This is a genomic window from Marinimicrobium sp. UBA4209 (assembly GCF_002381585.1).
Lineage (GTDB): Bacteria > Pseudomonadota > Gammaproteobacteria > Pseudomonadales > Cellvibrionaceae > Marinimicrobium > Marinimicrobium koreense.
This window is the reverse complement of record NZ_DFTP01000091.1, coordinates 973-6,271: the sequence shown is the minus strand read 5'-3', so window position 1 is coordinate 6,271 and position 5,299 is coordinate 973. Positions and strand designations below refer to the sequence as shown.

Below are 5,299 nucleotides of genomic sequence, written 5' to 3'. Positions count from 1 at the left end.
CGAAAAACCGCATCGTTTGAGCGCTTCAGCAGAGCTTCCAACGTGGCGCTGATGCTTGCTGGTGGCCTGTTGCTACTGATGCAGTTGCATGGGTTTCAGCACACGCAGTACACGGATGATTTTCCGCTCAACCGGGATGATCACCAACACGCGCACGAGGACATGGAGGATAACAACGCTCCTCTGTCGAATTACCCGAAACGTCTTGAGCTGCAAGCGCCATCCGCTGAGCCGCAGTCCGAGACACCTGAAGTCCACCGCCACGAAGGTGGCAAACCCCACTCACATTAATCTTATTTAACTATTGAGGAAATGCGTTATGAAACTTTTCACCGTCATTTTGACACTGATTTTACTGTCCGGCTTTCAGCAGGCTTTCGCAGGCAGAGATCACGCCCATGGGCCGATTCCCGAATCGTCGGCGCTTCAACTCGCCAAAGAGGCAACCGCGCGATTGACCGAGAAGGACGCGGGCCTCGGTTTTGGAAAACTGCCCGAAAGCTGGAAGGCTACGCCAGCAGGCGCTGTAAAAATCCATAAAAAAGGCAGAGGTTATTTCATTGTCTCGGTGCCCAATACGACTGTGGAAAAAACACTCTACGTGCTCATATCGAGCAACGGGGAAGTCTACGACGCGAATTTCACGGGTGAATTCGACGGTCTGGAGTAACGACATTTATGACATGGCAATGGATCATAACCAAATACCTGATTACCGCTGCCGTCGTAGTAGTGGTTTCTGAGGTCGCTAAACGCAACGACAAGCTGGGTGCTTTGGTTGCGGCACTACCGTTGGTCACGATTCTGGCTCTGATTTGGTTGCACGTCGAAACGCAGTCGCCAGAAAAAGTGGCCAATCACGCGTGGTATACGTTCTGGTACGTGGTGCCTACACTTCCCATGTTTTTAGTATTTCCGACGTTGCTTCCCCGAATCGGATTTTGGCCTACGCTGCTAGCCAGTGCTTTAGTGACTGCTGCCTGTTTTTGGCTGTTTTCATTACTGGTTGGTCAGTTTGGTATTGAATTGAAGCCGTAGAGGGGGAGCACCAGCGCTGTTGTCGGCCGAGCGACCTCTATGAAGGGACCGCTTTTTCAACAACGGCTAACGATTAGAAGCATCCTTGATCAGGTAACTCGGCACCCAACGCAAATAAGCCACCATGCCAAATAACTCCACCAGCGATTGAAAAACGATCACCACCACGGCGGCGCTCCAGACCTCTGGCAGTGACAATGCCAGTGGCAGCATGACAAAGGAGTTTCGGGTACCGAGACTGAAGGTAAGGGTCCGGCCAACGGCGGGTGTGAACCCGAATAGCTCACTCAACCCCTTGCCGATAAAGGCGGCGAGAATCAAGTAAAGCACAAAGGCCGCGAGCGCCGACCAGAGAAGGGAGCTGTTGTCTATCACCAGGCTGACCTGGGAGCCGGCAATCAGAAACACCACCAGTGCCAGCAGTGGCACGGGCAGCCACCCCAGCCAGCCTACAAGTCTTTGCGCCCGCAGGTGTCTTTCCGCCACCCGATCGGTCAACCAGGCCAAAATCAGTGGTATGACAATCAATCCGAAGAACGCCGGCAGCAAGTGGCTGCCTACGGCGAGCTCAATGGCCAGATCCCCCATGAATAGCCAGATATACACGGGTAGCAAAATAAGCTGGACAATCAGCAGTACCGGCGCGGCCGCAATGGCCCGGGCACCGTCCCCACCACCGAGGTGAGTAAAGCTGATAAACCAGTCGGTACAGGGTACCAATAGAACCAATAGCACGCCGAGGCGAATGGCGGGATCATCCGGCAATAGCAGCAAGAGGGCGCCGACGATCACCGGTAATAGAACAAAATTGCCGGTCAGCAATGCGGCCAGGAAGCGGCGATCGCGAAACGCCGATGTGAGGTGGATCAATGGCACCTGGGTGAAGGTGGAATAGAGGAGAATCCCCAGGACTGGCCAAAGCACTACCTCCCAATCACGGGTATGCCCTGGTGACTTCCAGCCGATGGCCATGCCGGCCAGAATGGCAACCAGATAAATCCAGACCTGATACTGCTCGAGTTTTTCGCGCATTTAACGGATCCCGTAATAATGCTTAAACTTGACGAGGAAGAGATACTCGTGGATCGATTCTGGCATGTGCCTGTGGATTTGTATCGTTTACCTTTGTGTCGGCGCGGTCGGGTTAGGGAAGCACCCGTAGGGCATGCTTACGCACTGCCGTGCTTTCTGTTGGTCTGCGTGTCGACACAGCCACTGCCTTCCTGCTCAATTTCAAGTGTTGAGTGGCTGACGTCAAATTGGTCATGAAGCACACGTTTTAAATCGGTCTTGACCCGTTCAATATCGGGCAGATTGGCCTTCTTTACGACAACATGTGCTTCCAGTGCGATTGTGTGTTCAGCAAGTTCCCAGACATGTACATGATGGACGCCCACAACATCGTCCAAATGCTCCATGGCGCTGATCACCTCATCAATGGAGACGCCCTTTGGTGTGCCCTCCATCAACAAGTGAATGGTTTTCGGTAGCATACTGAAGCCTTGCCACAGCACGTACCCAGCGATCATCAATGTCAGCACTGTGTCCGTCCAGTTCCAGCCATACAGCAGTATCAAAGTTCCCGCTATAACAACACCGACGGATGCCATCGCGTCCGACACATTGTGCAAGAACGCCGCCTTAATGTTCATACTGTTCTTTGATATCGTGTAGGTGAGTATGGCTGTGGCAAGATCTACAATCAGAGCTATCCCTGCCACCACGACCACTGTCCAGCCTTCGATGGGCTGCGGGGCAAATAGCCGCCCTATAGCCTCGTAGACAAGGTACATACCGACGATGATCAGCGTGACCAGGTTGATCAAGGCCGCTATGGTTTCACTGCGTCGGTAGCCGAAGGTTTTGGAGGCATCGGGCGGTCTGCGACCGATTTTGCGCGCGATGAGCGCGATCGCTAGTGATGCGGCATCGCTCAGATTATGGAGTGCATCAGCTATGAGCGACAGGCTACCAGACAGTATCCCGCCGACCACTTGCGCTAGTGTCAGTATTGCATTGACGCCAATGGCAGCAATCAGACGTTTATCGCCCATGGCGCCAACGCCATGGTTGTGCTCATGTCCCATGGGATAGCCGCTCCCTTGAATATACAGTCTGAAAGAAGGGCTGGGATGCCCAGTGGCATCCCAGCTACTCAACATTAGGTGACGCTTGAATCTTCAACACCATCCTGAATGCGGATCGCACGTCTGATGTCGCTAACAAAGATACGGCCGTCCCCCCTAAGCCCAGTGTGGGCTTCGGTTTTCAGCAGCTCCACTACGGCATCGACGAGGTGGTCCTGACACACGATCTCCACCTTCACATGCTCGGAGAACTCCGACGCACCCGCAATCGGGTGCGTGGCGCTGCTCTGCGCCTTGCTGCGACCGAAACCCCGGACTTCCGAGACGCTCATCCCGGTAATGCCATCCAGGCGATGCAGCGCCAGAGTGACCGATTCCAGTTTACGCGTTTTGATGTAGGCTTTTATCTCTTGCATGGTGTCACCTCAAGACGTTGAGTTGTCGCCGTTGGAACGATCGGCGAACCAGGGGTAGAGAGCTGGCAGAATTACCAGTGTGAGAATGGTCGCGGTTACCAGCCCACCAATGACAACAGCCGCCAAGGGCCGTTGGACTTCGCTGCCCGTCCCTGTGGCGAATAGCAACGGGGCCAGGCCCAGGCCGGTGGTGACGGCGGTCATGATGACCGGACGCAAGCGTGCCATTGCGCCCTGAACACAGGCTTTCGCCATGGGCACACCATCGCGCACCAATTCGTTCAGGTAACTGACCAATACCAGACCGTTTTCCAGCGCGATGCCAAACAGGGCGATAAAACCCACGGAGGCCGGTACCGACAAGCTCAGCCCTGCCAGCCACAGCGACACAATACCGCCGACCAGGGCCAGAGGAATATTGAGCATGATCAGCAAAGCATTGCGCAGTGAACCGAAGTTCGCGTACAGCATGAAAAATACCAGCGCCAAGGTGATCGGAACCACCACCATCAGGCGTTTGTTGGCCTGCTGCTGAAGTTCGAATTGCCCGCCCCATTTCAGGAAATAGCCTGGCGGAAGGTCCACCTGCTCGGCAATAACCTGGTCCGCCTCGGCCACATAGGAGCCAATATCCCGGCCACGCACATTGGCCTGAACGGTGATAAAGCGTTGGTTGTTCTCCCGGGTGACTTGCCGTGGACCAACCACTTCTTCCACACTGGCCAGTTCACTGAGAGGAATCTGCTGGCCCTGTTCGTTGCGAACCTTTAGGTCCCGAATGACGTCGGTTCGGTCTCTTGACGACTCTGCCAGGCGCACGTAGATATCGAACCGACGAATACCTTCGAACACCTGACCGGCGCTGTCGCCCCCCACAGCAATGCTGATGGTTTCCTGCACATCCGACACATTCAAGTTATAGCGGGCAATGGCCTCCCGGTCTAACGTGATCTGGACCTGAGGCGTACCACCCACTTGGTCCTTCTGCACATCTTCACCTCCGGCGACTTGACGCATTACCTCGGCAATTTCCGTGGCTTTTCGATCCAGAACATCAAGATCATCACCAAATAGCTTCGCGGCCAGCTCGGCCTTCGTGCCCGTTAGCAGTTCATCGACAGCGGCGGCAATCGGCTGGGTGAAGTTGAATTTGGTACCCGGAAAGTCTTCAAACTCAGCACTCATGGCAGAATAGAGGCCATCTAGGGTTTCCGCCGTCTGCCACTGATCCTTGGGTTTGAGCCCGACAAAGATTTCCGCGTTGTTCACCGGGTCGGCATGCGCCCCCACTTCACCGCGACCTATGCGGGTCACCACCTGAGTCACCTCGGGAAAGCGCTCCAATAGCTGGCGCTCAAACAGCGTCATGGACTGTTTGGCTTTATCCAGCGAGATGGAGGGGGCCATGGTGGCACGAATCAGCAGATCCCCCTCGTTGAATCGGGGCACAAACTCTGAACCGAGACGCGGACCGACAGCCACCCCGACGGCTAAGACAACACCGGCGATAGCCACCCCAATCCAGCGGCGGCGGATAATACCGTTCAAGAGCGGTCGGTACCCACGGGCGATAAAGCCAATCAACCCGCCAGGCTCACTCGAGGATTGTCCCGATTTCGGACGACGCATTAACAGTGAGGCCGCCACCGGCGCCACCACCAAGGCGAAAATCAGGGAGCCCACCATGGCCAGCGACACGGTGTAGGCCAGGGGTCGGAAGGTCGCGCCTTCCACGCCCTGCAAGCTGAACAGGGGCAG

Annotated in this window: 6 protein-coding genes and 1 pseudogene; 3 read left to right on the top strand and 4 right to left on the bottom strand. The window is 55.4% G+C overall.

Translation table 11 applies throughout. The features are described from left to right. From B3187_RS13090 to B3187_RS13080, 3 genes and pseudogenes are all read left to right on the top strand, one after another. Positions 1 to 291, top strand: a pseudogene (locus tag B3187_RS13090) (HupE/UreJ family protein); the annotation flags it as partial. Between the two features lie 28 nt (positions 292 to 319). Then, the gene (locus B3187_RS13085; protein WP_286806932.1) at positions 320 to 670 is read left to right on the top strand and encodes a DUF6488 family protein; all 351 of its coding nucleotides are present in this window, start codon (positions 320 to 322) and stop codon (positions 668 to 670) included. A gap of 8 nt (positions 671 to 678) precedes the next feature. Then, positions 679 to 1,038: a DUF3147 family protein gene (locus B3187_RS13080; RefSeq protein WP_286806931.1), complete on the top strand. Its 360-nt coding sequence runs from the start codon at positions 679 to 681 to the stop codon at positions 1,036 to 1,038. Between the two features lie 66 nt (positions 1,039 to 1,104). Here B3187_RS13080 and B3187_RS13075 read toward each other — a convergent pair whose 3' ends face one another. From B3187_RS13075 to B3187_RS13060, 4 genes are all read right to left on the bottom strand, one after another. Next, positions 1,105 to 2,070, bottom strand: coding sequence for an arsenic resistance protein (locus B3187_RS13075; RefSeq protein ID WP_286806930.1), 966 nt, complete (start codon positions 2,068 to 2,070; stop codon positions 1,105 to 1,107). 137 nt (positions 2,071 to 2,207) lie between these two features. Continuing rightward, the gene (locus tag B3187_RS13070) at positions 2,208 to 3,125 is read right to left on the bottom strand and encodes a cation diffusion facilitator family transporter (RefSeq protein ID WP_286806929.1); all 918 of its coding nucleotides are present in this window, start codon (positions 3,123 to 3,125) and stop codon (positions 2,208 to 2,210) included. A 74-nt stretch (positions 3,126 to 3,199) separates the two neighbouring features. Further along, positions 3,200 to 3,541, bottom strand: coding sequence for a P-II family nitrogen regulator (locus B3187_RS13065; RefSeq protein WP_286806927.1), 342 nt, complete (start codon positions 3,539 to 3,541; stop codon positions 3,200 to 3,202). Positions 3,542 to 3,550: 9 nt separating this feature from the next. Continuing rightward, on the bottom strand, positions 3,551 to 5,299 hold a 1,749-nt coding region (locus tag B3187_RS13060), incomplete at its 5' end, for an efflux RND transporter permease subunit (protein ID WP_286806926.1).

What these genes read in the sequence shown, in the direction of transcription:
- B3187_RS13085 (WP_286806932.1), top strand. Translation starts at nt 320, where the DNA reads ATGAAACTTTTCACCGTCATTTTGACACTGATTTTACTGTCCGGCTTT.
- B3187_RS13070 (WP_286806929.1), bottom strand. Translation starts at nt 3,125, where the DNA reads ATGGGACATGAGCACAACCATGGCGTTGGCGCCATGGGCGATAAACGT.
- B3187_RS13075 (WP_286806930.1), bottom strand. Translation starts at nt 2,070, where the DNA reads ATGCGCGAAAAACTCGAGCAGTATCAGGTCTGGATTTATCTGGTTGCC.
- B3187_RS13080 (WP_286806931.1), top strand. Translation starts at nt 679, where the DNA reads ATGACATGGCAATGGATCATAACCAAATACCTGATTACCGCTGCCGTC.
- B3187_RS13065 (WP_286806927.1), bottom strand. Translation starts at nt 3,541, where the DNA reads ATGCAAGAGATAAAAGCCTACATCAAAACGCGTAAACTGGAATCGGTC.